Origin of the sequence: Actinocorallia populi (genome assembly GCF_002995495.1) — a bacterium.
GTDB lineage: Bacteria > Actinomycetota > Actinomycetes > Streptosporangiales > Streptosporangiaceae > Actinocorallia > Actinocorallia populi.
In genome coordinates, this window is sequence record NZ_PVZV01000001.1 from 296,336 (window position 1) to 317,288 (window position 20,953).

Annotated in this window: 21 protein-coding genes; 8 read left to right on the plus strand and 13 right to left on the minus strand. The window is 72.0% G+C overall.

Going from position 1 to position 20,953, the window contains the following annotated elements; all coding sequences use genetic code 11:
* Positions 1-31 precede the first annotated feature (31 nt).
* Positions 32-1,096 carry an alpha/beta hydrolase family protein gene (locus C2865_RS01530; RefSeq protein ID WP_106397419.1) on the minus strand — a complete coding sequence of 355 codons (1,065 nt, stop codon included), beginning with the start codon at positions 1,094-1,096 and terminating at the stop codon, positions 32-34.
* Between the two features lie 177 nt (positions 1,097-1,273).
* Entirely contained in the window at positions 1,274-1,672 is a 399-nt protein-coding gene (locus C2865_RS01535) for a hypothetical protein (RefSeq protein ID WP_106396461.1), read from the minus strand.
* Between the two features lie 393 nt (positions 1,673-2,065).
* Between C2865_RS01535 and C2865_RS39175 the strand changes: the two genes are divergently transcribed.
* Complete coding sequence (locus C2865_RS39175; RefSeq protein WP_157963513.1) at positions 2,066-2,218, plus strand: hypothetical protein; 153 nt, start codon at positions 2,066-2,068, stop codon at positions 2,216-2,218.
* Between the two features lie 2 nt (positions 2,219-2,220).
* Here the strand turns inward: C2865_RS39175 and C2865_RS01540 are convergent, their stop codons facing one another.
* Entirely contained in the window at positions 2,221-3,102 is an 882-nt protein-coding gene (locus tag C2865_RS01540; protein ID WP_232835284.1) for an SDR family NAD(P)-dependent oxidoreductase, read from the minus strand.
* 86 nt (positions 3,103-3,188) lie between these two features.
* On the opposite strand from C2865_RS01540, the gene C2865_RS01545 reads away from it, so the two are divergent.
* A complete protein-coding gene (locus C2865_RS01545) occupies positions 3,189-3,806 on the plus strand; it encodes a TetR family transcriptional regulator (protein ID WP_106396462.1) in 618 nt (205 codons plus the stop codon).
* Positions 3,807-3,891: 85 nt separating this feature from the next.
* Here the strand turns inward: C2865_RS01545 and C2865_RS01550 are convergent, their stop codons facing one another.
* The 3 genes from C2865_RS01550 to C2865_RS01560 are packed head-to-tail and all read right to left on the minus strand — an operon-like array spanning position 3,892 to position 6,195.
* Entirely contained in the window at positions 3,892-4,872 is a 981-nt protein-coding gene (locus C2865_RS01550) for an ABC transporter permease (RefSeq protein ID WP_106396463.1), read from the minus strand.
* A complete protein-coding gene (locus C2865_RS01555) occupies positions 4,869-5,759 on the minus strand; it encodes an ABC transporter ATP-binding protein (protein WP_106396464.1) in 891 nt (296 codons plus the stop codon). Before C2865_RS01555 ends, C2865_RS01550 begins: the two co-directional genes overlap by 4 nt.
* A gap of 1 nt (position 5,760) precedes the next feature.
* Complete coding sequence (locus C2865_RS01560; protein WP_332873322.1) at positions 5,761-6,195, minus strand: GntR family transcriptional regulator; 435 nt, start codon at positions 6,193-6,195, stop codon at positions 5,761-5,763.
* Positions 6,196-6,347: 152 nt separating this feature from the next.
* Here C2865_RS01560 and C2865_RS01565 point away from each other — a divergent pair, with 152 nt between their 5' ends.
* Positions 6,348-7,934, plus strand: coding sequence for an alkaline phosphatase D family protein (locus tag C2865_RS01565; RefSeq protein WP_106396465.1), 1,587 nt, complete (start codon positions 6,348-6,350; stop codon positions 7,932-7,934).
* A gap of 418 nt (positions 7,935-8,352) precedes the next feature.
* Here the strand turns inward: C2865_RS01565 and C2865_RS01570 are convergent, their stop codons facing one another.
* The 4 genes from C2865_RS01570 to C2865_RS01585 form a co-directional block, all read right to left on the minus strand.
* Positions 8,353-8,913: a tetratricopeptide repeat protein gene (locus C2865_RS01570; RefSeq protein WP_232835286.1), complete on the minus strand. Its 561-nt coding sequence runs from the start codon at positions 8,911-8,913 to the stop codon at positions 8,353-8,355.
* A gap of 246 nt (positions 8,914-9,159) precedes the next feature.
* Positions 9,160-10,674: an NYN domain-containing protein gene (locus C2865_RS01575; protein WP_106396466.1), complete on the minus strand. Its 1,515-nt coding sequence runs from the start codon at positions 10,672-10,674 to the stop codon at positions 9,160-9,162.
* A 223-nt stretch (positions 10,675-10,897) separates the two neighbouring features.
* Positions 10,898-13,231 carry a sigma-70 family RNA polymerase sigma factor gene (locus C2865_RS01580; RefSeq protein ID WP_106396467.1) on the minus strand — a complete coding sequence of 778 codons (2,334 nt, stop codon included), beginning with the start codon at positions 13,229-13,231 and terminating at the stop codon, positions 10,898-10,900.
* Positions 13,232-13,338: 107 nt separating this feature from the next.
* Entirely contained in the window at positions 13,339-13,788 is a 450-nt protein-coding gene (locus C2865_RS01585; RefSeq protein WP_106396468.1) for a hypothetical protein, read from the minus strand.
* 68 nt (positions 13,789-13,856) lie between these two features.
* Between C2865_RS01585 and pyrE the strand changes: the two genes are divergently transcribed.
* Positions 13,857-14,390 (plus strand): orotate phosphoribosyltransferase, encoded by a 534-nt coding sequence (gene pyrE, locus C2865_RS01590; protein ID WP_106396469.1) that lies wholly within the window; start codon positions 13,857-13,859, stop codon positions 14,388-14,390.
* Between the two features lie 79 nt (positions 14,391-14,469).
* Here pyrE and C2865_RS01595 read toward each other — a convergent pair whose 3' ends face one another.
* Positions 14,470-14,922, minus strand: coding sequence for a hypothetical protein (locus tag C2865_RS01595; protein WP_157963514.1), 453 nt, complete (start codon positions 14,920-14,922; stop codon positions 14,470-14,472).
* Positions 14,923-15,328: 406 nt separating this feature from the next.
* On the opposite strand from C2865_RS01595, the gene fbaA reads away from it, so the two are divergent.
* The 3 genes from fbaA to C2865_RS01610 all read left to right on the plus strand — a co-directional run bounded on the left by fbaA (position 15,329) and on the right by C2865_RS01610 (position 18,191).
* Positions 15,329-16,348, plus strand: a complete 1,020-nt coding sequence (gene fbaA, locus C2865_RS01600) for a class II fructose-bisphosphate aldolase (protein ID WP_106396471.1) — start codon at positions 15,329-15,331, stop codon at positions 16,346-16,348.
* 44 nt (positions 16,349-16,392) lie between these two features.
* Positions 16,393-16,800, plus strand: a complete 408-nt coding sequence (locus C2865_RS01605) for a DUF3151 domain-containing protein (protein ID WP_106396472.1) — start codon at positions 16,393-16,395, stop codon at positions 16,798-16,800.
* Positions 16,801-16,907: 107 nt separating this feature from the next.
* Positions 16,908-18,191: an adenylosuccinate synthase gene (locus tag C2865_RS01610; protein WP_106396473.1), complete on the plus strand. Its 1,284-nt coding sequence runs from the start codon at positions 16,908-16,910 to the stop codon at positions 18,189-18,191.
* A gap of 69 nt (positions 18,192-18,260) precedes the next feature.
* On the opposite strand, the gene C2865_RS01615 is transcribed toward C2865_RS01610, so the two are convergent.
* The gene (locus C2865_RS01615; protein ID WP_106396474.1) at positions 18,261-18,620 is read right to left on the minus strand and encodes a MerR family transcriptional regulator; all 360 of its coding nucleotides are present in this window, start codon (positions 18,618-18,620) and stop codon (positions 18,261-18,263) included.
* Positions 18,621-18,684: 64 nt separating this feature from the next.
* On the opposite strand from C2865_RS01615, the gene C2865_RS01620 reads away from it, so the two are divergent.
* Positions 18,685-19,023 (plus strand): putative quinol monooxygenase, encoded by a 339-nt coding sequence (locus C2865_RS01620; RefSeq protein ID WP_106396475.1) that lies wholly within the window; start codon positions 18,685-18,687, stop codon positions 19,021-19,023.
* Positions 19,024-19,048: 25 nt separating this feature from the next.
* On the opposite strand, the gene C2865_RS01625 is transcribed toward C2865_RS01620, so the two are convergent.
* A complete protein-coding gene (locus tag C2865_RS01625; protein ID WP_106396476.1) occupies positions 19,049-20,875 on the minus strand; it encodes a WD40 repeat domain-containing serine/threonine protein kinase in 1,827 nt (608 codons plus the stop codon).
* Between the last annotated feature and the right edge of the window lie 78 nt (positions 20,876-20,953).

Sequence of the window (20,953 nt, forward strand, 5' to 3'; positions counted from 1 at the left end):
CCGCCGCCGGTGGCCCCTCACACGCCGCGGTTCAGGACCCGCCGCGGAAGAGGCGCTTCACGAAGGGGACGGTGTGCTTCAGGGAGGCCGAGAGGGTGCCGCTGTGGTCGGTGGCGTAGGTCTTGAAGGTGAGGGGCTGGCGGTTGGACCTCAGGACGCCGACATAGGCGAGGGTGGCGGGGATGGGGACGTCGGTGTCCTTGAGGCCGTGGGCCATGAAGAAGGGCTTGTCGAAGCCTGATTCCGGCATCCCCATGTAGGCGCGCACGGTCTTGCGGAAGCCTGGGAGGGCCGACGGCGGGCTGGTGAAGTAATCACCGACGTTGACGTTCTTCAGGTGCTTCTCGAAGGTGAAGACGCATTCCTTCTCGGCCAGGGACAGGTATTCGCGGCCGGTGGGGGTCAGGATCTCGTCGATGCCCAACTCGGGATGGACGTGCCTGAGGCTGGTGAAAATGTAGGTGAGGTAGGCGGTCAGGCCGGGCGGCAGCGCTATCGGGGGGACCTTCGGGCCCAGGGGCAGGAGGTAGTTCTCGATGTACGCGGGGGTGCCTGTGCCGACCGCGCCCCGGTAGTCGAGGCGGGAGCCGCCGAACTCGGTGGCGTGGCGGGCGGTGTAGACGGCTGCACCGGCGCCCTGCGACTGGCCGATGGTGACCCACTTGCGCGCGAGCCGGGCGGACCTGGGGAAATGGCGGCCGGAGAATTCGCGGGCCGCCAGCACCATGTCCACGACGTTGTAGGCGGTCGTCTTGCCGTCGAGATAGGCGGGCAGGCCCCGGGTGCCGAGGCCCGCGTAGTCGCTGGCGACGACCGCGTACCCCTGGCGCATCCAGGAGGCGAGGTACTTCCAGTCGCGTTCGGGAAGCGCGGGACCGGTGCGGGACGGGGCGCACGAGTCGTGCAGGCCGGACGTGCCGTGCGCCCAGGAGATGACCGGCCAGCCGCCCTTGGGCGCCCTGCCGCGGGGGACGAACACCGTGCCGGTGCTGCGCGCCCGCTTGCCGAACGCGTCCACCGTCACGTAAGTGAGGACGAACGCCCTGCTCGTCGTCTCCGGTATCCACAACGAGCGCGCCAGCGGCGACCATGACACCACGGATCCCCGGGGAGTTCGCGCCTCCGCCGAGGCGGGCCCCCCGTACGGCAACAGGACCGAGAGGAGCACGAGGACAGCGAGGGTCCCCCTTTTCAAGGGCCGGACTGGCATACGGGCCTCCGCGGTCGCACGGTGTCTGCCGGAGGCTACAACGCGGACCGCCGCCAGGACTTGTCAGTTCTGGATGGAAGGCCGGACCCCTGATGGTCGGATCGCACGAAGGACGGCCACCGCCGCGCCCGTCGCGGCGAGCATGCCGATCACGACCATGCCGGCGCCGATCGCCCACAGGCCGCTGTCGTCGTCGGACCAGTCGACGACGACGGCCAGCGCCATGCCGAAAGTGGGGGCGAGGACCGCCGTCCAGGGGCGGCGGGCCAGTGCCGTCGCCACGACCAGCGCGGCCAGGACGACCACGAGGCCGGCCACCTGCCAGGCCTCGTAGGGGCCGCTGACACTGCCGTCGGGATGCTCGTCGTACTTCTGGTCCCAGCCGAGCCAGACCGCCCAGTTCGCCGCCGTGAGAGCCGCCACCGCGACCCAGGCACCGGCCTTCTTCAACGCATCGCTCATGAGAAGAGAATCCCCTCTCCGGCGGCGCCCTCGGCACCGTCGGGATACTCAATCACCGCTGAGTACCCGAACCCGCGAAGAAATATGTTGACACCACCGCGGCCCGAGTTTATTGTCATGGGCATGGAGATTTGATTCTTACGGGTTGAGCCCCCCGGCGCCCACGCGGCGCGGGCAGGTTCCCCTTCCCTCATCTCATCACACAACCCTTGTGCCGTCGACGTCCCAGGACGTCTCCGTCCGGCCCGGGTCTCTTCCTTTCTTCTTTCACTTCAATGCCCTGCCCTTTTTACGCGGCGGGCACGGAGGTTTTTCACCATGCGCGACGGCAGCCGAATTCAGCGACCCCAGAACATCACCATTCCCGGTTTCGAGAATTCGCAGGAGGCTGTTTTGCCCGCCAAGAACAACAACAAGAAGTCCAACCGCAAGTCCCTGCTCAAGGGAGCCGACCAGCGGCACACCGCCATGGGCCGGCACGCCGCGGGACGCCACAACGCCCGCAAACTGCCGACCCGGCAGATGAACAACCGCGGCGGCCGCTGAGGTCATCCGGCGGTGTGGTCGCCGAGCCTCTCGCACAGCGACCACACCGCCGCCCGCGCCCTCGGGTCGCGGACGCTCTCCGGCCACGGCGTACGACGCCCGCCGGGTCCGATGTAGACATCGGTGACGCCCTCGAATCCGGCGTCGGACGCCAGGCGGACGGCCGCCCGGGCCGGCTTGGCCAGGTCCGACAGCACGAACGGGCCCAGTACCCGCAACAACGGGACCACCGGGCGGTAGGCCCTCGGGAACGAGGACATGGGCAGGCCCTGGTTGCCCGGCGTGTTGCCGTGTCCCGGGTAGACCACGTTGACGGTCACGCCCGTGCCGGCCAGGCGTCCGGCCATCTCATGGCTCATCGCCATGAGCGCCGTCTTGGCGTGGTTGTACTGGCTGAACGTCCAGCCCACCCGGATCTTCTCGCCCTGCAGGTTGTCCGGGTCGATCGCCCCGCCCGGTATCCCTCCGGTGACGTTGACCACGCGCCCCCGGCCTTCCCTCAGCAGCGGCAGCAGCAGGTTCGTGAGGGTGAACGGGGTGAGGACGTTGGCGGCGAAGGTCGCCTCCAGTCCCTCCTCGGTCGGAGGCAGGCACGGATCGAGCACGCCGAAATTGTTGACGAGGGCGTGCAGCCGGTCGGTCCGCTCCCGCACCCGCCGTGCCAGGTCGCGCACGTCGCGCTGGAGCAGCAGATCGGCGGTGAGCGCCTCGACCTCGGCGTTGCCGGCGGAACGGGCGATCTCCGCCGCGGCGGCCGCCGCCCTGCCCGCGTCGCGCCCCACCAGGAGGACTCTCGCCCCGAGCCCGGCGAGCCCGCGCGCCGTCTCCTTTCCGATCCCCCCGGTACTTCCGGTCACCAGCACCGTTCTGCCTCGCAGGTCCATCTCCCGCCTCCCCTGTGCGCACCAAATGAAATTCTTGTCACCTGATGACATTAATAACACATGATGCCGTTCGCTAACCTCGGTGCATGCCGAGAACCAAGGGGACCGGAAGCGATCTGCGGCAGCGGACGCGGCGGGCGGTGCGCGCCGAGCTGGCCGAACTGGCGATGGCGATGTTCGTCGAACGCGGCTACGACCAGACGACCGTCGACGACATCGCAGCCGCGGCGGGCCTGTCCAAACGCAGCTTCTTCCGCTACTTCCCCGCCAAGGAGGACGTCGTCTTCGACGAGGTGGAGGAGGTCGCCGACCGCGTCGCCGCCGACATCCGCGCGCGGAGCGGCGACGAACCCGCGTGGGACTGCCTGCACGCCGTCCTGCGCCGCTGGAACGGCGAGATCCTCGATGCACGCAGGGAGCTGACCGGGTTGCGGTTGATCGAGTCGAGCCCCGCGCTGCGCGCCCGGCTGCACCACAGGCGCGACGAACTCCGGGTCAGGGTCGGCGAGGCGCTGCTCCAGCGTGAGGGCTCCGAACTGGACGTGTTCACCGCCGACCTGCTCACCGCCGCCGCGGGAGCCGCGCTGGACGCGGCCGACCGGGCGTGGCTGCGTTCGGACGGCACGGCCGACCGCGGGGAGCTCGTCGACCGCGCCTTCGCGTTGCTGGCCCCGCAACGGTCTCGGGACCGCCCCGGAACGTGAAGACGACGACCGGCCCGGTGGAGAGGTCGCGGGGCCGGCCGTCGGTATGCGTACCGGGTCATGTGGCCCGGCGGTGCGCGTCGGGTCAGGCGAGGGTGCGGAGGCGGCGGAGGGCCAGCACGATCAGCAGCGCGGTGAGCGCGAGGAAGATGCCGGTCTCGATGCCCTGGAACAACCAGAAGCGGTCGCCGGGCTGGTAGAGCTGCCACTGGTGGGCGCCGGGGCCCAGCGACTGGATCTCCTGGCCGCAGGCCGACTCCGCGGGGCAGGGGCCCATCCGCGCGTCGGGCATGATGAGCTCGCCCGATCCGTCGCGCACACCGTGCGACTGGATCCAGTCGCCGGAAGCGGAATTGGGCTGGTCGGTGCTCAGCAACGAGTAGGTCAGCTCCTTCGGCGCCAGGTAGCGGGGCCGTGCCAGCAGCTCGATCCCGCCGCGCACGACGGTGAAACCCGCGAGCGCCACGCCCATAGCGGGCAGCACCCTGCGCCAGTACGTTCCGGTGAAGACGCCCAGCGCCAGGGCGAACAGGGTGTAGGCCACGGGCACCACGCCCTGCACGTCGAAGGCGAGGTACTCCATACGGGAGCCCACGGCGGCCACCAGCGGGGTGAACCACCAGGAGACGCCCAGCGCGTACACCACGGCCACCAGCAGCGCGAACCCGCCGATCAGCCCGAGCTTGGCCAGTGCCCAGCGGGTACGGCTGACGCCCTGCGTCCACACGAACCGGTGGGTGCCCTGCTCCAGTTCCCTGGCCACCAGCGGGGCACCGAAGAAGACGCCCACGAAGACCGGCAGGATCACGAACAGGACAGCGACGAAGGCCAGGCTGCTGTACTTCTGCTGGAACTCGTTGGCCAGCCTCTGGCACTCGGCCGCGCTCTCCGTCTGCGGGATCAGCGAGGCGGTGCCCAGCCCGTCCATGCAGGCCTTCAGGCCGGTGTCCTCGAACCGCCCGTGCATCGTCAGGCCGGTGGGCACCAGGATCGCCGCCAGCGCGGCCAGGGCGATCAGCGTGTACAGCACCTCCTTGCGGTGCTGCCTCCAGGTCAGCCAGATCACGCGGTCACCTCCCAGGCGGTCTCCGCCTCGCGGGTCTCGGCGTCGGCCAGATACGCCAGGACGAGGTCCTCCAGGCCCACCTCGTGCTCGGTCCAGCCGGACGCCGGAGCGGGCAGCGCCCGGGAGCGCACCAGGAGGGTCGACTGGCGTTCGGTGTGCGCGGCGCGGACCACCTTGTCCACGCCGGCCGGCGTCGCGGCGTCGCGCGGCCCGATCAGGAGGCGGTGCCCGTCCAGCAGCTCGTCGACGGACCCGGACAGCTGGACGTGTGCGGTCTGCAGGACGATGAGGTGGTCGCAGGTGCGTTCCAGCTCCGCCAGCAGGTGCGACGAGAACAGCACGGTGGTCTCGCTCTCGGCGACCGCGCCCATCAGCGCCTGCATGAACTCCCGGCGGGCGAGCGGGTCGAGGGCGGCGACGGGCTCGTCCAGCAGCAGGAGCCGCGGCCGTTTGGCCAGCGCCAGGGCGAGCGCGACCTGCGCGCGCTGGCCGCCGGAGAGCTTGCCGACCGGCCTGTCCGGCGGGATGTGCAGCGCGGACAGGCGGTCGCGGGCGAGCGCGGCGTCCCAGCGCCGGTTGAGCCTGCCCCCGAGGGAGATGAGCTCGCGTGCGGTGAAGTCCCGGTACAGCGGGGTGTCCTGGGCGACGAAGCCGATCTCGTCGAGCACCTCGGGGCCGCCGCGCGGCTCCCGGCCGAACACGCGCACCCGTCCGGAGTCGGGCTTCAGCAGCCCGACGGCCAGGTGCAGCAGCGTGCTCTTGCCCGCGCCGTTCGGCCCGACGAGCGCGGCGACCCGTCCTGGGGGCAGTTGGAGCGAACAGTCCTGCAACGCCCAGGTCCGCCCGTAGCGCTTGCCCAGTCCCTCTGCTTCCAGAGCCTGTTCCATCTCACGCTCCCCGGCTGTCGGCCGGCGCCGCGAGGTCCTGCGGCGCCGGAGGTTCGAAGTCGCTCCGCATCGTGGTGTCGATCAGGGCGGCGATGTCCTCCCGCGACAACCCCGCCTTGCGCGCCTTGCCCAACCAGACCACCAGTTCCTCCCTCAGCTCCCCCTGGCTGGCCAGAGACGGCCCGGCGAGGGTGTTCACCACGAACGTCCCCACCCCCGGCCGCCCTTCGGCCAGCCCTTCCAGCTCCAGCTCCCGGTAGGCCTTGTGCACCGTGTTCGGGTTGATGGCCAGCGACTGCGCCACCTCCCGCACCCTCGGCAACCGGTCCCCCGGCCGCAACAACCCCACCCGCAACGCCTGCTTCACCTGCAGGACGAGCTGCATGTACGTCGCGACCCGCGACCGCCCGTCCAGCACGAACTCGATCACCGGCATCCCTTCCTATTGTTCTACTACAATAGGACAGCACGCGGGGGCGTCCCGGCGCAACCTCTTCGCCCGGCCCTCTCGTTCTGGTGGTTCTCATCACCTCGCCGAGTTGCGGGTCATGTGGACGGGAAGGGAAGAGTTCGGGTGTGATGGCAGGCATGACGGCAGCATTGGTGATTGGGCCACTCCTCCGAAATGTCACGGAGCAGACGGCGACCGTGTGGGTGGAGACGAGCGAGGCCTGCGAGGTGAGCGTGCTCGGACGGGCCGAGCGGACGTTCACGCTGCACGGTCACCACTACGCCCTGGTGGACGTGGAGGGGCTGGAGCCGGGGAGCTCCACGGCCTACGAGGTGCTGCTGGACGGCAGGAAGGTGTGGCCGCAGCCGGGAAGCGAGTTCCCGCCCAGCACCATCCGGACGGTCGACCCGTCGCGGACCCCTCAGGTGGCCTTCGGCTCGTGCCGGGTGTCACCGGCCTCGCAGGAGACGCACGGGGTGGACGCGCTGAGCGCCTTCGCGCACGAGCTGAAGAACGGGGCCGAGCCTCCGACGATCCTCGCGATGATCGGCGACCAGGTCTACGCCGACGCCACCGGCGAACGCATGCAGGAGTTCATCAAGGGCCGGCGCGACATCGAGAGCGGCGCGGGCGACGAGATCGCCGACTTCGAGGAGTACACCGAGCTGTACCGGCTGGCCTGGATGACCGATCCGGCCGTCCGCTGGCTGTTCTCGACCGTGCCGGTCTACAGCATCTTCGACGACCACGACGTCCGGGACGACTGGAACACCTCCTACGTGTGGCGGAAGTGGGTGGCCGAGCAGTCCTGGTGGAAGTCGCGGATCGTCGGCGGCCTCGCCTCGTACTGGGTCTACCAGCACCTGGGCAACCTCACCCCGGAGAAGCGCCGCGCGGACCCGCTCTACCAGCGCGTCAAGGAGGCGGCGGACGGCGGCGGGATCCTCGACGAGTTCGCCGAGCGGGCCGACCTGGACCCCTCGACGGCCCGCTGGTCCTTCCGGGTCGACCTCGGCGGCACCCGGCTGGTCTTCATCGACACCAGGGCGTCGCGGCTGCTGACCGAGACACGCCGCGCGATGCTCGACGACACCGAGCAGGCGTGGGTCGACGAGCAGCTCACCGGGGACGTCGACCAGCTCGTCATCGCCAGCTCGCTGCCGTTCCTGCTGCCGCCCGTCATCCACCACGCCGAGGCGTGGAACGAGAAGGTCGCGGCGGGCGGGCGCAAGGGCGACCACACCAGGAACGGTTTCGGGGAGAAGCTCCGGCAGGTGATCGACCTGGAGCACTGGGCGGCCTTCGGAGACAGCTTCGACGCCGTCGCCAAGGCCGTCGTCGAGGTGGCGGGCGGGCGGCGCGGCAGGCCCCCGGCGCACATCTCGTTCCTCGGCGGCGACGTGCACTACAGCTACCTGGCGCGGGTGAAGGGGCTGCCGATCAACCAGATCGTCTGCTCGCCGTTCCGCAACCCGCTCGGCGCGAAGTTCCAGTGGGCCAACCGGCTCGCGGCCATGGTGTGGGGGAACGTCCCCGCGCGGCTCGTCGCCAAGACCGCGCGGGTGCCCCGGCCGCCACTGCGCTGGCGGCTCACCGACGGACCCTGGTTCGACAACGCGATCGCCACGGTCGGCCGCGACGAAGTCGTCTGGCGGACTCCGTCCGGCCCGACCGCCCTGACCGAGCTGCACCGGGCTCCGTTGGACCACGGACGGACGCGCTGAACGTCCGGACGAACGCCCGGGACGCCCGTCCGGACGCGCCAGGCGCCCAGACGGACGCCCCGGACTCCCGAACGGACTCCCAGAGCATCCAGACGGGCGCACAGGCGCCCGAAGGCGGACGCACGAAGCGTCCAAAGGCGGACACCTGAGGCATCCAGACGGGCACACGAGGTGCCCGGACAGACGCGCACGGCATCCAAAGGCGGACGCACAAAGCATCCAGGCGGGCGCCCACGGCGTCCGGACGGGCGCCCACGGCATCCAAAGGCGGACGCACGAAGCGCCCAGATGGGCGCTCTAGGCGTCCGGACGGATGCGCAGGCATCCAAAGGCGGGCACACGAGGCGCCCTGATGGACGCCCAGGCGCCCTGGTGGGTGCGCGAGGCGTCCGGGTGGACGAGAGTCCGGGTGGGCGTGCTAGGCGTCCAGGAGGGCGTCGTACTCGTCCTCGGGACGGCCCAGGTCCACGCGGGCGCGGAAGCGCAGCCGCAGCAGCCCTTCGAGGCTGTCGGTCGCGTCTCCGCGCTCGTGTTCGGGCCGGCTGAGCACGAGGTCGGCGCCCTCGGTGGCCCAGGTGTGCACGCCCAGCAGGTCGCCGTGCTCGTACAGCACCTCGGCGACGCTGCGGTACACCTCCGGGTCGCTGGGCCTGCTGTCCCTGACCTGTGCCAGCAGGTCCAGCGCCCCGGCGTTGTCGCCCAGCTGCAGCAGGGCGTCGGCCAGGTAGACCCGGGGGTCCCCGTACACCTCGCCGCCGTCCTCGATGGCCTTGCGGTACAGCTCCGCGGCACGCGCGTGGTCACCGGCGTGCTGGAACTGCTCTCCGGCCCGCAGCAGCACCTTGGCCCGGGAGACACCTCCCGCACCGGTGGCCCGGTCCGCCAGCTCTGCGAGACGCACCGCGGCGTCCCGGTGCTGACCGGTCCGCAGGCCGTCGAACTCCAGATCGTCGAGATCGGCTTCCGTCACGTGGGTCACGGCTATGACGTTACCCGCGAGTCGCCCCCGAAACCGGAGGAATCCTCAAGATCGTCTAAACCCACGCCAGCGGCGAGCATGTTCCGGAGCGCCCCCAAACCACGCACCGCGCCGAGCACCGGCGACGGAGGCCGCGGCGGAGACCGGCGAGGCGGAAGGGCGGCGGAACCCGGCCACGGGAACCCGCGGTGAAGTGCCGCAGGACGCCCGGCCGCGGCGGAGGTCACGGCGAGAACCGCGACGGGGTCAGCGGCGGGCCCGTTCGAGGGCGTCCCAGAAGCCCCGGCGCAGGGCGTGGCGGACCTCGTCGTGCAGGAGGAAGTCGATCGGCAGGGCCGAGCCCTGCAGGAGGCGCGCCTCGAGGTCGGAGGGCATGCGCGGCTTGCGGGCGAGGACGGCTTCCAGCCACAGCGCGGGCGCGTCCCTGGCGACGGACTCGCCGAAGTCCTGGCCCTCGGAGTGCGCGGCCTGGACGGCGTCGGACAGGGAGGGCGCGGGCTGGGCGGCGCGCGGCTGGGGGACCAGGGAGTTCGTCCCGGTGTAGGAGCCGTACGTCGGGGGGTTCTGCAGGGGCGGCTGGGCGGGGGGAGGCGTCAGCGGGTAGGCGGGCAGGCTGCCGGCGTTCGTGCCCGCGTGGCCGGTGTACCCGTCCGTGCCCGTCGTGGTGGGGCCGCCGAAGCCGCCGGAACCCGTGGACGTCGGGCTGGAGAAGGCGTCCGGTTCCGTGGACGTGAGGCTGCCGAAGCCGCCGGGGTTCGTGGACGTCGGACCGCCGAAGCCGCCGGAACCCGTCGAGGTGGGGCTGGAGTAACCGCCCGTGGACGTGGGGCCGCCGAAGCCGCCGGAACCCGTGGACGTCGGGCTGGAGTAACCGCCCGTGGACGTCGGGCTGGAGTAGGACTGCGGCGACAGGGACGGGGACGTCGACGTCGGGGACGGCAGGGCGCTCGGGCCGGCGGACGGCGGCGAACCGTAGGAGGGGGTGGTGTAGCTCGGCTGGGACTGCTCCGGCGAGGTCGAGCCGAAGAGCCCGTTCAGCACGGCCGCGGCGCCGCCTTCGGCCGGGGCGGCGAGCTGCGACACCGCGGCGGGCTGCGGGGTGAGCGGGGTGGACGGCGGCGGCGAGGGGTGCGCGGTGTCCTGGAGCACCGAGAGCGGGGAGCCGCTCATGGTGCCGTGGCCGTTGGACAGCGGGGACGGGCCGGTGTCGTAGGCGCGGTCCACACCCGACAGGAGGCTGACGTACGGGCGGAGGTCGCCGGAGCCGACCGCGACGACGTCGTCGCACTCCTGGCGCAGCACCCGCGAGAACGTCGTGGAGCCCTCGCCCGCGACGTGCATGACGGTGACGCGCACACCGAGGTCCTGCGCGTCGCACAGCACGCCCGCGAGGTCCTCGTCGCCGCTGACGACGACGGCGTCGGCGATGGCGCGGTTGCGCGCCAGGGTCATCAGGTCGCGGTTCAGCTCGGTCTCGACGCCGTCGCCGCGGCCCGGACGGGTACGGCCCAGCCGCAGCTTCAGGCCGGGGAGGTCGGCCAGCGCCTCGTGTTCGGGGCCGCGCCTGCCCTCGGCCGCGGACCCGTACCAGTAGCAGCGCAGCAGCGGCAGTCCCGAGTGCTCCCTGGCCAGCTCGCCCAGCCGGTCGAGCAGCCCGCTGAAGTTCCAGGAGACCCGCTCGCTCTGGCGGGTCCCGTGCACCGCCATCGCGCCGTCCGACAGCAGGTAGCCGGCGTCTATGAACAGCGCACAGCGATCCACGAGAACACCGAACCTCTCGACCCTGGGGTAGCTCTAGCGTAGTGAAAGCCACTCGTGCCGTATGCCGTTCCGGCGATTCGCCATCCTTCACCGCGCAAAGAACGTGCGCAAGAGCCCGGACTCGAGCAGAGTGACCTGGGTAACTGCCAGCGCGGACGTTACCAGTCGTTCTGGTCTGTCCGGAATGAGTTCACACCATCTTTACACTGAATCTCGATACCGGTCAGCGATGAGAAGGTGCTGTGATCGTGACGACGCCCACCACCGTGGCGTCGGCGGTGGAGACCACCTCCAGCACGGACGGGTCGCCGAGCTCCGCTTCGTAGGCCACCGCGTCCATGCCGAAGGCGAGCGCCCTGCCGCTGTGGGGCAGCGTGCCGGTGAACGCGTTGGGCGAGCTCAGCGGCCTCCCGTCGAGCAGCACCCTGTCTCCCGCGCGGGCGGCGTCGCCCTCCCAGGCGAGCAGCCCGATGCGCGCCGCGGGACCGCCGCGCGGCAGCCCGCCCAGCGGGACGCGCAGGCGTGTCGCGTCGGCGACGCCGAGCGGCCGGGCGCCGTCGAGCACCACGGTGCGGGCGGGCGCGGCCGCCGGGTCGTCGGCGACGACCACCAGGCTCCAGCCCGCGTACCTGCCGGGGCCTTCGAGCGCGGGCACGTCGGCCACCCACCAGCGGCCCCGCCCGCCCCGGCGCACCTGCTCGGTGACCTCGGCGAACGCCTGGTAGGCGCGCTGTCCGGGCAGGCCGACCCGGTCCACCCAGGACGCCTCGACCGTCCGGTAGCCGCCGGACGGGCCGCGCAGCCGCGCGGTGTACTCGCGGGCGCGGGCGGCGTCCCGCCCGGTGGTGCCCGACCAGTAGAGCCCGGCCCAGCGCACCCTGCCCGGCACCTCCAGCACGGCCGGGCTGGAGGTGCGGGTGTCGGCGGCGCCGTCGAGGTCGAGCGGGCCCATCTCCCACTGGTCGTTGTCGAGCCGCACTCCCCTGCGCTGCCGGGCCAGCCCGCATGCGGCCTCCCGGTGCGGGCAGCTCAGCAGGACGTTGCCCGCCGTGGTGACGCGCGCCCGCCCTTCGGTGACGAACCGGGCGGGCAGCCCCGACGTGCTCACCCCCGTCGAGGCGCGGGCGCTCACCCGCGAGCCGGCGAGCCGGACCTCGGGCGACGCCCCGGCGCGCGCGTCGGAGGCCACGGCGACGGGCAGCAGGGCCGAGCTCCCGCCGCCGGGCGGGAGCGGGACGTGGACGCAGCGCAGCGCGCGCTCCGCGGGCAGGCACGACCATCCCGCGCCGGCCGGGCCGTCCGAGCGCACACCGCGCGGCAGCGACACGTCGGCCACGACCTCGCCGGACGGCGCGTTCCCGGCGTTCCACACCGTGAGGACGACGACGCCCGTCCGGCCCGGCTGCAGCACTCCGGCCGTCCCGATGTCCGCCTCCAGCACCGGCGCGGCCCACGGCTCGACGGGCCGCGGCGGCACGGGCGACGTGGGCAGGGAGGCCGGCGGGCGGGCCTTCGGGCCTCCGCCGGGCCCGGCCCCTCTGTCCGCGCGGTCGGTCCGGTCCGTCTGCGCCCGGCGGGAGGGTGAGAGCGACGGCTGCTCCGGCCCCGCCGCCACCCGTGCCTCGTCGGGGACATCCGGCCGTTGAGCGGGCTCCGTCCCGCTCAACGGCCACGCCAGCAGCCCCGCGGTGAGCGCGGCGACCAGGACACCGGCCGCCAGCGCCTGTTTTCGCCGGTTCGGGGACGAGCGCCACCACCATGCCGCCAGCACCGCGCCCGCCCACCGGAACGGCCGTCCGAAGCCTCCCGGCACCAGGTAGCCGGAGGCGGCCGTGCCCAGCACGAGAGCCGCGACGTCCGGCAGGCGGCCGTCGACCTCCCGCAGGTCGGCGACCGCGGTCCTGCACCGCGCGCACTCCCCCAGATGCCGCCGCATCCGCGCGTTCTCGCGGTCGGGGAGGTCGCCGCGCAGGTAGACGCGGATCCTGCCGAGCAGCGGGCGGCACTCCTCGGGCTGCTCCTCCGCGGGATGCAGCCGCAGGTACGCCTGCCTGAGCCCTTCCCTGGCGCGGTGCGCCAGGGCGGTGACCCCGTCGGCGCCGATCCCGAACAGCGGCAGCACCCGCGCCGGGCTCGCGCCCTCGACCGCGGTGTGCCAGAGCACCGCCCGCCACCGCTCGGGCAGCGAGAGGTACGCCCGGACCATCGGCCTGTGCTCCAGCCCCTCCAGCGCCGGGTCGACGAACGGCGCGTCCGGGTCGAACGCCTCGCGCTCCTCGTCCGGGTGCCCGGCGAGCCTGCGGCGCAGGGTGGTGAGCAGGAAGGGCCGGAAGGCGTCGGACGGGCCGCCGCCCTGCCGCAGGATCTCGAACACGCCGGCGAAGGCCAGGTCCACGGCGGCCTCGGCCTCGGCCTGGTCGCGCGTCAGCAGCCCCGCCAGCCGCAGCGCCGCCCGCCCGTGCCGTTCACGGAGCACCCCGCAGGCCTCGTCATCACCTTCTCTGGCCCTTGTGATGAGGACGGCATCACCCTGATCCGCCCCGGCGTGCTCACCCATGGATTCCCCTTTGCCCCTGCCTGAATGTAACCTATTGGCTACCGAGGGTCGCCGGGGCGGATTCCACAAAGCGTTATTCCGGCCGGGCGGATTCCAGGAGCGGGGGTTCAGAGGTCCTCGATCAGCTCCAGCAGCGCGGGCGCGAGCCCGGCGGGTCCGGCCTCGGCCGTACGCCAGGCGCGCAGCCGCGCCGCGTCCAGCCGCGGGTCCCCCGGGGAGGTCGCCAGGTAGCCGCACGGGGCGTCCGGCCAGTCGCCGGCCGGCGCGGGCGGCTCCGCGTCCACGAAGACGTAGCCGCCCACCAGCCGGTGCGCGGCACGCTGCGCGCCGCCGAGCGCGGGCAGCGCCGGACCGGCCGCGCCGTACGCCACCAGGACGAGCGGCGTCCGCGGGCCCGCCGCGCCGATCCGCAGCGCGGCCCCCGCCACGTACCGGGGGCCCGCCTCGGGCGCGTCCGGCGGGTCGGCCGCCACGAGGCCGTGCCCCGCGGCGCGCAGCTCGCCGTACGGCGTGCGGGACGGGGGGAAACCGAGGAGAACGAGAGTGCCGGGCGTCATACCGGCCATCGTGGCAGTTCGCGGGACGCGCGATGCCCGGACGCCGCCGGGCGCTCTAGGGTTTGGGGGTGAGCGATCGCGATGAGCTGCTGGAAGAGATCAAGACCAAGGCCGTGGTGCACGGCGACTTCACCCTGTCGTCGGGGAGGAAGGCCTCCTTCTACGTGGACCTGAGGAGGATCACCCTGGACGGGACGGCGGCGCCGCTCGTCGGCCGGGTGATGCTCGACCTGACCACCGACCTCGGGTACACCGCCGTGGGCGGGCTGACGCTGGGCGCGGACCCGGTGGCGGCGGCGATGCTGCACGCCGCGGCGGCGCGGGGGCAGCGGCTGGACGCGTTCGTGGTGCGCAAGGCCGTCAAGCAGCACGGGATGCAGCGGCGGATCGAAGGGCCGGACATCGCCGGCAAGCGGGTGCTGATCGTGGAGGACACCTCCACCACGGGCGGCTCCCCGCTGACGGCGGTGGAGGCGGCCCGGGAGGCCGGTGCGACGGTGGTCGGCGTGGCGACCGTGGTGGAGCGCAGCGCGGCCGAGCCGATCACGCGGGCGGGCCTGGAGTACCGGTACGCCTACGACCTGGAGTCGCTGGGCCTGTGAACCCGGGGCCGGGCGGCCGCGGCGGCGCGGATCGTCCGGCCCGACCCCCGGGGGCCGGCACCGTCCCGGACGGACGGACTCATTCGACGAGTTCGGGCACTCCGCCGACGAACCGGATGCTGATGTTCCCCTTGGCGGGGAGCTGGAAGCGCTTGCCCTTGACGGTGATCCGGACCGCGGACGCGTCCGAGATCGTCAGGTCCAGGTCCTTCCAGCTGATGTTGCGGATGTCGCCCCGGTTGAACAGGCCGTTCCAGATGACCTCGCTGTTGCCCGGCTCGGCGGCGTAGACCTTGACGCTCTGCCCGACGACCTCCAGCTTGGCGTAGGGCTGCTGGCTCTCGCCCTTGGTCAGGACCTGCGCGGGCTGCTCCTGTGGAGACGCGGTGGCGCCCGGGGCGGCGCTCTCGGAGTTCATGGAGCGCACCAGCGCCGAACCGCCGACCGCGATCAGGCCGATGACCACGGCTACGGCCACGACGATGATCGCGATACGAGCGAGACCCTGAGGGTCATTCCGGTGACGTCCCACGCGCCAGAGAGTATCGACACAAAGGGAGTGGGGCGACCGGTATGACCTATCCGTAGGAGATAAACACATCCGTTATCTCCTGACCGAGACGCTTGGTTTCGGTCTTCCCTTTCCCCGTTCCGTGTCCGCCCGGAGCCCGCGGCGGTGGCGGCCGGTGCCGCCGGACCCGCCCCCGCGGTGCCGATTAATAGAACAAATAGGACGGCGAGCTAAAAAACCCCACAGTGGCACAAGGTGGCCTAAGTGGTGGAGATGTGCTGGTGGGAGGTACCGGCAGGCAGAACCCCTGTCCGGGTCCGGAGAGGGGGTACGAGATAGTAAGGGCTGAGGCAGACCATCGCCGCACCCTCCTGCGGCACCACCGCTCCGGCGGTGGCTGACCTGCCCCGTCATGAGAGGAACGCACATGCCCATCGCCACTCCCGAGGTCTACGCCGAGATGCTCGACCGCGCCAAGCAGGGCGGCTTCGCATACCCGGCGATCAACGTGACCTCCAGCCAGACGCTCAACGCGGCACTGCGCGGGTTCGCCGAGGCGGAGAGCGACGGCATCATCCAGGTGTCCACCGGCGGCGCCGAGTACCTGTCCGGCTCCCTCAAGAGCATGGTCACCGGCTCCGTGGCGTTCGCCGAGTACGCGCGCGTCGTGGCGGCCGAGTACGACGTCCGGATCGCGCTGCACACCGACCACTGCCCGAAGGACAAACTGGACGGGTTCATGCGCCCGCTGATCAAGATCTCCCAGGAGCGGGTGGCCCGGGGCCAGGAGCCCCTGTTCCAGTCGCACATGTGGGACGGCTCGGCGGTACCGCTGAAGGAGAACCTCGAGATCGCGGTGGAGCTGCTGGCCGAGTCCGTCAAGGCGCGCACGGTCATGGAGATGGAGATCGGCGTCGTCGGCGGCGAGGAGGACGGCGTCTCCCACGAGATCAACGAGAAGCTGTACACCACCGTCGAGGACGCGCTGGCGACCGCCGAGGCCGTCGGCACGAACGACAAGGGCCGCTACATCCTGGCCGCGACGTTCGGCAACGTGCACGGCGTCTACAAGCCGGGCGCGGTCAAGCTCCGTCCGGAGGTCCTCAAGGAGCTGCAGGACGCCGTCGGCGCCAAGTACGGCAAGGACAAGCCGTTCGACCTGGTGTTCCACGGCGGCTCCGGCTCCAGCCTCGAGGAGATCCGCGAGGCCGTCTCCTACGGCGTGATCAAGATGAACATCGACACCGACACCCAGTACGCCTTCACCCGCCCGGTCGCCGACCACATGCTCCGCAACTACGACGGCGTGCTGAAGGTCGACGGCGAGGTCGGCAACAAGAAGCAGTACGACCCGCGCTCGTGGGGCAAGGCCGCCGAGGCCGCCATGTCCGCGCGCATCGTCACCGCCTGCGAGGACCTGATGTCCGCGGGCAAGAAGATCAAGTAGCCCTCGGGGTGAACGCCGGGGGGCGGGTTGCTTAGCATTCGGGTATGACCCAGAACCTGCTTGACGGCCCGCCCCCCACCCACCTGCCCGACGTGCCCGAGGCCGCGGGCATGCTCTCCGACGGCACGGACCCGTACGAGGTGGCGGCGAAGTTCCCCGCCTACCCGGCGGTCTGGGCCGAGCTGGCCGAGCGCTCCTTCGCCAAGGGCAGCGTCATCGACTGCTACGCCTACGCCCGCACCGGCTACCACCGCGGCCTTGACGCGCTGCGCCGCAGCGGCTGGAAGGGCCACGGACCCATCCCGTGGTCGCACGAGCCGAACCGCGGCTTCCTGCGGGCGCTGGCCGCCCTGGGACGGGCCGCGGCGGCCATCGGCGAGGAGGAGGAGGCCCAGCGGTGCAGGGCGTTCCTGCGGGACTCCAGCCCCGAGGCGGCGGACGAACTGGGCTGACCCCGCTGTTTCCTCGCAGCTCAGAGCCGGGTAAGATCTGATCGCAAGAGGCCCCTTGTCGCACTTGCGATCAGGGGCTTTATCCATGGCCTTAAGGAGATCGTCAGATGCCGGCCATCGTGCTCGTCGGGGCTCAGTGGGGTGACGAAGGGAAGGGGAAGGCGACCGACCTGCTCGGGGGGAAGGTCGACTACGTCGTCCGCTACCAGGGGGGCAACAACGCCGGACACACCGTCGTCATCGGGGACAAGTCCTACGCCCTGCACCTGCTGCCCTCGGGGATCCTCTCCCCCGACGTCGTCCCCGTGATCGGCAACGGCGTGGTGATCGACCCGGGGGTGCTGCTCCAGGAGATCGACGGCCTCAAGGCCCGCGGCATCGACTGCGAGCGGCTGCTGATCTCGGCCAACGCGCACCTGATCATGCCCCACCACCGGGCGCTGGACAAGGTCTCCGAGCGCTACCTCGGCAAGGCCCGGATCGGCACCACCGGCCGCGGCATCGGCCCCGCCTACGGCGACAAGATCGCCCGGATGGGCGTGCGGGTCCAGGACCTGTTCGACCCGGGCATCCTGCAGAAGAAGATCGAGCTGTCGCTGCGGGAGAAGAACCAGGTCCTCACCAAGGTCTACAACCGGCGGCCCATCCTGGTCGACCCGATCGTCGAGGAGTACCTGGAGTACGGCGAGCGCATGCGCCCGTACGTGGCCGACACCGAACTGGTCGTCAACCGGGCGCTGGACGAGGGCAAGGTCGTGCTGCTGGAGGGCGCCCAGGGCACCCTCCTGGACATCGACCACGGCACCTACCCGTTCGTGACGTCGTCCTCCCCGACGGCCGGCGGCGCCTGCGCGGGCTCCGGCGTCGGCCCGACGAAGGTCAAGGGCGTCATCGGCATCCTCAAGGCCTACACCACGCGCGTCGGCGCGGGACCGTTCCCGTCGGAGCTGCTGGACGAGATGGGCGAGTACCTGCGCACCACCGGCGGCGAGTACGGCGTCACGACGGGCCGCGACCGCCGCTGCGGCTGGTTCGACGCCGTCATCGCCCGTTACGCCGCGCGCGTCAACGGCATCACGGACTTCTTCCTGACGAAGCTGGACGTGCTCTCGGGCCTGGAGCAGGTCCCCGTGTGCGTGGCCTACGACGTCGACGGCGTCCGCCACGACGAGCTCCCGTCCACCCAGACGGAGTTCCACCACGCCAAGCCGATCCTGGAGTACCTCCCGGGCTGGCAGGAGGACATCACCATGGCGAAGTCCTTCGACGACCTGCCGCCCAACGCGCAGGCCTACGTCCGGCGCGTCGAGGAGCTGTCCGGCGCCCCCATCTCCGCCATCGGCGTCGGCCCCGGCCGCGACCAGACGCTGACGCTGCGCGACCTGATCTGAGGCCTCGTCGCCGCACACGACGCCCTCCGGCTCCCGCCGGGGGGCGTCGTGCTTCTCGTCGGTCTCCCCTCAGGCGGAGGCGAGGGCGCGGGTGGAGGACTCCAGGATGTCGCCCAGGGCCGTGCGGGCCCGGGTGAGGTCGCCGATCCGGGAGTCCAGGTCGGCCAGCTGGGTTCTGAGGTGGTCCAGGACGCAGGCCTGGAGCTCGGTGCCGTCGCCGGCGAAGCAGGGCATGAGCTCGCGGATGACCTTGGTGGGGAGTCCGGCGGCGAGCAGGGCGCGGATGCGGGCGACGGCGGCGGGCGCTTCGGCGCCGTAGTGGCGGTGGCCTCCCTCGCTGCGGTGGGAGGTGAGGAGGCCCTGCGCCTCGTAGTAGCGCAGGAGGCGCACGGCGACGCCCGTCTCGCGGGACAGTTCACCGATCTTCATGTGGCCCACCTCACGGGGAAGCGACTTGAATCTGACACTTATGTCACATTCTAACGTTGCTCACATGACGACGACATCGACGACCTCGACTTCGCAGACGCCCGTCTCCCTCTACGGATTCCTCACGCCCAGGCCCGGACACGCCGACGAGCTCAGGAGGCTCCTGATGGACCTCGTCGAGCCGTCCCGGGGACACGAGGGCAGCCTCCAGTACCACCTCCACGAGCAGGAGGACGGCCGGTTCTTCCTCTACGAGGTCTGGCGCTCGCGGGAGGATCTCGACCGGCACAACGCGACACGGCTGCTGCGCACCACCCTGAGCGAGCTGCCCGAACACCTGGAAGGAGCACCCGAGTCCTACTTCGGTGCGATGCGGAGCCCCTACCCGTCCGGCGCGGCCTGACCGGCGGAACGGGGGCCTGGGCCGTTCACGGGGGATGCGAGTGGATGTTCCACACCCGGATCAGCCCGTCGCGGCCGCCCGACAGGACGACGGGACGGCCGTCGGCCTCGCCGAACGCCACCGAGGTGATCGCGCCCGTGTGGCCGGTGAGGGACAGGCCGCCGGAGCGCGGGGCGTGCAGGTCCCACACCCGGACCGTCCCGTCGCGGCCGCCCGCCGCGGCGACGGGACGGCCGTTCACCTCGCCGAACGCCACGGAGGCGGCGGTGCCCGAGGGGCCGGTGAACGGTTCGCCGACGGGGCGCAGGTCGGTCAGGTCCCAGGCCCGCACCGTGCCGTCCGCGCCGGCGGACAGGGCGGCGGGGCGGCCGTTCATCCGGCCGAAGGCCACCGAGCGGACCTCTCCCGTGTGTCCGGCGAGCGGTTCGCCGACGAACCGCATCGCGGCCGGGTTCCACAGGCGCACCGTGCCGTCGCCGCCGCCGAACAGCACCAGGGGCCGGTCGGCCGATCCGCCGAACGCCACGGAGACGGCGTCGCTGATCGGACCGGCCAGCGGCACCCGGCGCAGGTCGATCGGATCCCACAGCTGCGCCGCCTCCCCGTCTCCGGCGGACAGGGCGACGGGGCTCCGCCAGACCTCGCCGAAGGCCACCGACCTGATCCGGGTGCCGTGGCCGACGGAGGCCCTGCCGAGGATCTGCATGGTGCGCAGGTCCCACGTCCGCAGCAGGCTCCCGCCCGCGGCGAGCGCGACCGGGCGGCCCCTCACCTCGCCGATCGCCACCGTGCCGACCGCGCACGGCAGGGACGGACCGAGCCGGTGGCTCTCGAGCCGGCCCAGGGAGCGCATGCCGTCCAGGTCCCAGACGCGCAGCTCGCCGCCGGCCCCGCCCGACAGTGCGACGGGGCGGCCGCCGACCTTCCCGAACGCCACGGCGGTGACCTCGTCCCCGTGGTCGAGGGAACCTCCGTGGAGCAGCTCTGGCGCCGGGTCGTGGCCGGAGGGCGCAGCGGCCTCGGACGGGACCGGCGCCCGCGGCGGCGGCGGAGACAGCAGGGAGATGAGCGCGTCCGCGGCGGTGGGGCGCAGCTCGGGGGCCTTGGCCAGGGTGGAGGTGACGACGTCCCGCAGCGGGACGGGGAGCGCGGACACGTCCGGATGGTGGTGGAGGACCCGGTGCAGGACCGCGGGGACGGTCGCCGCCTGGAACGGGGAGACGCCGGTGGCCGCGTAGCAGAGGGTGGCGGCCCAGGCGAACAGGTCGGTGGGCGGGCCGATGGTGCCGAGGTCGGGGTCGACCTGCTCGGGCGCCATGTAGGCGGGGGTGCCGATGAGGCGGCTCGCGTCGGCGGTGATGGTCTCCAGCGCGCGGGCGATGCCGAAGTCGACGACGCGGGGGCCGTCCGGCCCGAGGACGATGTTCTCGGGCTTGAAGTCGCAGTGCACGATCCCGGCCGCGTGGATCGCCACCAGCGCGGTGAGCGTCCCCGACGCCAGCCGCGTCAGCTCCCCGCCCTCGACCGGTTTGCCGTCGGCGACCCGCGCGGCGAGCGAGGGCCCGGAGATGTACTCGCTGACCACGTACGGGATGCCGTGGTGCTCGCCCGCCTCCAGCACCCGTGCCGTGTAGTCCGACACCCGCCGGGCCACCTCGATCTCCCGCAGGAAGCGGTCGCGGGACGCGCCGCGGGCCACGTAGCGCGGATGCAGCAGTTTGAGCGCGACCGCCTCGCCGTCCGCCTCGGCGAGGTAGACGATGCCCTGCCCGCCCTCCCCCAGCACCTCGGCCAGGGAGTACCGGCCCACCCGCCGGGGATCCCAAGCGTCCAACGGCCGAGCCCCCGGCATGCCACCTCCATCCCCGGCCTAAGGACCTATCACCCGGGGCGGTCATACGTCTCCGATTTCGAAGATCCCTGAGGAATC

Bases quoted from the DNA above. Each gene is read 5' to 3' on its own strand.
- C2865_RS01535 (WP_106396461.1), bottom strand. From the start codon at position 1,672: ATGAGCGATGCGTTGAAGAAGGCCGGTGCCTGGGTCGCGGTGGCGGCT.
- C2865_RS01540 (WP_232835284.1), bottom strand. From the start codon at position 3,102: ATGGACCTGCGAGGCAGAACGGTGCTGGTGACCGGAAGTACCGGGGGG.
- C2865_RS01545 (WP_106396462.1), top strand. From the start codon at position 3,189: ATGCCGAGAACCAAGGGGACCGGAAGCGATCTGCGGCAGCGGACGCGG.
- C2865_RS01555 (WP_106396464.1), bottom strand. From the start codon at position 5,759: ATGGAACAGGCTCTGGAAGCAGAGGGACTGGGCAAGCGCTACGGGCGG.
- C2865_RS01560 (WP_332873322.1), bottom strand. From the start codon at position 6,195: ATGCCGGTGATCGAGTTCGTGCTGGACGGGCGGTCGCGGGTCGCGACG.
- C2865_RS01565 (WP_106396465.1), top strand. From the start codon at position 6,348: ATGACGGCAGCATTGGTGATTGGGCCACTCCTCCGAAATGTCACGGAG.
- C2865_RS01580 (WP_106396467.1), bottom strand. From the start codon at position 13,231: ATGGGTGAGCACGCCGGGGCGGATCAGGGTGATGCCGTCCTCATCACA.
- C2865_RS01585 (WP_106396468.1), bottom strand. From the start codon at position 13,788: ATGACGCCCGGCACTCTCGTTCTCCTCGGTTTCCCCCCGTCCCGCACG.
- fbaA (WP_106396471.1), top strand. From the start codon at position 15,329: ATGCCCATCGCCACTCCCGAGGTCTACGCCGAGATGCTCGACCGCGCC.
- C2865_RS01605 (WP_106396472.1), top strand. From the start codon at position 16,393: ATGACCCAGAACCTGCTTGACGGCCCGCCCCCCACCCACCTGCCCGAC.
- C2865_RS01610 (WP_106396473.1), top strand. From the start codon at position 16,908: ATGCCGGCCATCGTGCTCGTCGGGGCTCAGTGGGGTGACGAAGGGAAG.
- C2865_RS01615 (WP_106396474.1), bottom strand. From the start codon at position 18,620: ATGAAGATCGGTGAACTGTCCCGCGAGACGGGCGTCGCCGTGCGCCTC.
- C2865_RS01620 (WP_106396475.1), top strand. From the start codon at position 18,685: ATGACGACGACATCGACGACCTCGACTTCGCAGACGCCCGTCTCCCTC.
- C2865_RS01625 (WP_106396476.1), bottom strand. From the start codon at position 20,875: ATGCCGGGGGCTCGGCCGTTGGACGCTTGGGATCCCCGGCGGGTGGGC.